Origin of the sequence: Citrobacter sp. Cy070, assembly GCF_030332245.1 — a bacterium.
In the GTDB taxonomy this organism is placed as follows: Bacteria; Pseudomonadota; Gammaproteobacteria; order Enterobacterales; family Enterobacteriaceae; genus Citrobacter; species Citrobacter youngae.
This window is the reverse complement of sequence record NZ_JAOWIG010000071.1, coordinates 1-2,420: the sequence shown is the minus strand read 5'-3', so window position 1 is coordinate 2,420 and position 2,420 is coordinate 1. Positions and strand designations below refer to the sequence as shown.

The window sequence follows — 2,420 nt, the reverse complement described above, 5'->3', positions numbered from 1 at the left end:
TGCATCTCCGGATCGCGTTGCTGCTCTTTGTTCTTGGTCGAGCTGGGTGCCTCAATGATGGTGGCATCGACCAAGGTGCCTTGAGTCATCATGACGCCTGCTTCGGCCAGCCAGCGATTGATGGTCTTGAACAATTGGCGGGCCAGTTGATGCTGCTCCAGCAGGTGGCGGAAATTCATGATGGTGGTGCGGTCCGGCAAGGCGCTATCCAGGGATAACCGGGCAAACAGACGCATGGAGGCGATTTCGTACAGAGCATCTTCCATCGCGCCATCGCTCAGGTTGTACCAATGCTGCATGCAGTGAATGCGTAGCATGGTTTCCAGCGGATAAGGTCGCCGGCCATTACCAGCCTTGGGGTAAAACGGCTCGATGACTTCCACCATGTTTTGCCATGGCAGAATCTGCTCCATGCGGGACAAGAAAATCTCTTTTCTGGTCTGACGGCGCTTACTGCTGAATTCACTGTCGGCGAAGGTAAGTTGATGACTCATGATGAACCCTGTTCCATGGCTCCAGATGACAAACATGATCTCATATCAGGGACTTGTTCGCACCTTCCCTAAAGCAATGGAGACAATAATAGACATCCTCCCAAAGGAGAAAAAATATGCTCTCTATCGCGAAGCAGGAGAAGAAATAAAAACAGAAAAAATGGCAGAAAGCGCAGAAAAGGGCGTATGGGACACCATTAAAGAATGGACAGGTGAAGCCTGGGATAACGTAAAGGATGTAGTTGTTGAAGTAGTAGCTGCAACTGTTGTTGCTGCAGGTAAGAAAATACTATCAAAACTTAAATTCTGGTAATTCATTAAGATTCAGGATGATTACTATCCTGAATCTTAGTTATCAACGTTTCTTTTTCCAAGATCGGTTTTATCCGATGTGAACAGCGAACAATTCAAACACCTCACAGAGCGCGTCAGTTTTTCCGACTCTTACCCGTGACAGTTTTCTCCGCCAGTTTATCTTCCAGTGTCACAACTTTCTGATACACCGCCGCTGTGGCGTTGTAGTTCCTGTCGAGAATTGTTTTCATCCCCCATCCGAGCACACTGAACATAACCAGAAAGGCCACTGACACCCCACCCAGCCATTTCCAGCTATACCCTTTAAGGGTGTTGTATTCCTGCACGATATTGCTGTGAATTGTCGCAATATCCCTGTTCAGGGCATCCGCGTTTGCCTTCATGTTTGCGACTGACTCTTCCAGCCGCTGAAAATCCTGACTGATGCGCTCACCTATCAGCCCTGCAACATCCAGCCTCTGCACTTCGTTTCTGACTTCATCCCTGACCTGTTTTGCCACACCGTCAGAAATATCCCGATATCCGCGAAGTGTTTCCCTTGCCACAGCCAGAGAATCAGCAACAGCTTTCTGTTGCTCCATTGCGGTATGTTGCAGATGCTCCACCGATAACAGGAGCGTGAGTAATTTTTCTTCTGTGCTGGCCATGTTCAGAATCCCATAGAAAATCCACGTGACGGTGATTTAACCCGTTCAGGTTCAGTTCGGTTCTGTCTGCTCACTCTGTCTCGGGGTTTTAAGTCCAGTGGTGTGAAAAACCACGCTAAGCGGTATCAGAAATCGATTTTGATACGATCCAGTCTCAAAATGTCCAATAACCGATATTTGGAAGATCTTTTCCGCCCCAAACACATAGCCTCATAAGTCTTGATATTTCAAACTGTTAGTTTCTTAACGTGGTTTTTCGCACGGGTAGCCCTCGAACCCCATATAAATCAGGGCGTTCCGATACAAAAATCCAGGAGGGTTCAATTGGGACATCGTGCCGCCATTTACTGCCGGGTTTCAACAGCGGATCAGTCTTGTGAACGCCAGGAATTTGATCTGCGAGCCTTCGCCGGCCGTGCCGGCTACGACGTGGTGGGAATATTTAAGGAAACAGGTTCAGGAACTAAACTCGACCGGGCCGAGCGAAAGAAAGTCCTGGCGCTTGCCCAGTCCAGACAAATTGATGCAATCCTGGTCACTGAGCTTTCCCGGTGGGGGCGCTCGACGCTCGATCTGCTCAATACGCTACGTGAACTGGAGAACTGGAAGGTTTCCGTGATAGCCATGAATGGAATGGCGTTCGATCTTTCGTCGCCGTATGGACGAATGCTGGCGACGTTTCTTTCCGGCATTGCGGAGTTTGAGCGGGATCTCATCAGCGAGCGGGTCAAGTCAGGCCTTGCTGTTGCGAAGGCACGTGGTAAGAGGCTTGGTCGTCAGGCCGGAGTGCGACCAAAATCAGACCGACTTTTGCCTAAGGTGGTTGCGATGAGGGCCGAGGGACGCAGCTATCGCTGGATCGCACGCGAGCTCGGTATCAGCAAGAATACCGTCGCTGACATCGTGCAACGACACAGAGCTAACGCTTAGGGTGTCATTTCGCCCTCAGCCGGAACCGACCCCT

General features: G+C 50.1%; 3 protein-coding genes and 1 pseudogene. 2 read left to right on the top strand and 2 right to left on the bottom strand.

Annotated features, from left to right (window positions below):
• Positions 1 to 494, bottom strand: a pseudogene (locus OGY19_RS13155) (IS5-like element IS5B family transposase); the annotation flags it as partial.
• Here OGY19_RS13155 and OGY19_RS13150 point away from each other — a divergent pair.
• Complete coding sequence (locus tag OGY19_RS13150; RefSeq protein ID WP_286596608.1) at positions 493 to 807, top strand: hypothetical protein; 315 nt, start codon at positions 493 to 495, stop codon at positions 805 to 807. The pseudogene OGY19_RS13155 and the gene OGY19_RS13150 sit on opposite strands and share 2 nt — an antisense overlap.
• 115 nt (positions 808 to 922) lie before the next feature.
• Here OGY19_RS13150 and OGY19_RS13145 read toward each other — a convergent pair whose 3' ends face one another.
• The gene (locus OGY19_RS13145; protein WP_116838178.1) at positions 923 to 1,456 is read right to left on the bottom strand and encodes a hypothetical protein; all 534 of its coding nucleotides are present in this window, start codon (positions 1,454 to 1,456) and stop codon (positions 923 to 925) included.
• 324 nt (positions 1,457 to 1,780) lie between these two features.
• On the opposite strand from OGY19_RS13145, the gene OGY19_RS13135 reads away from it, so the two are divergent.
• Positions 1,781 to 2,386 (top strand): recombinase family protein, encoded by a 606-nt coding sequence (locus tag OGY19_RS13135; protein ID WP_000509966.1) that lies wholly within the window; start codon positions 1,781 to 1,783, stop codon positions 2,384 to 2,386.
• The last annotated feature ends 34 nt before the right edge of the window (positions 2,387 to 2,420 follow it).

Coding starts and splice junctions, on each gene's coding strand:
- OGY19_RS13150 (WP_286596608.1), top strand. CDS start 493: ATGATGAACCCTGTTCCATGGCTCCAGATGACAAACATGATCTCATAT.
- OGY19_RS13145 (WP_116838178.1), bottom strand. CDS start 1,456: ATGGCCAGCACAGAAGAAAAATTACTCACGCTCCTGTTATCGGTGGAG.